This window comes from Novilysobacter selenitireducens (assembly GCF_020026895.1).
Classification (GTDB): domain Bacteria; phylum Pseudomonadota; class Gammaproteobacteria; order Xanthomonadales; family Xanthomonadaceae; genus Lysobacter_C; species Lysobacter_C selenitireducens.
The window spans coordinates 1-290 of sequence record NZ_JAINZW010000059.1; the positions used below are offsets into that span (position 1 = coordinate 1).

Here is a 290-nt window from a genome sequence, read left to right on the forward strand (position 1 = left end):
AAAGTGTCAGGGACGATAAACCCTGCAGCCTTCATGGCAGCATTCTTCGCGTCGGCCGTTTCGAGGTCGGAGTTGGCCATAGAGCCAGCGTGACCGAATTGAACCTCGGTGGTGAACATCTTCGCGCAAGTACCAATCGCCCACGCGACAATAGGTTTCCTGATCTGACCAGACTTGACGGCCTCGATGACACGGTACTCCTCAATACCACCGACCTCGCCCAAGAGGACCAGCATTTTGCACTCTGGGTCGGCCTCGTAGCGCAGGAGATGGTCGATAAAGGTCGATCC

The 290-nt window shown here is 56.2% G+C and carries 1 pseudogene; it reads right to left on the reverse strand.

The window, feature by feature from the left end:
• Positions 1 to 290: pseudogene (locus K6753_RS14525) on the reverse strand (hypothetical protein); the annotation flags it as partial.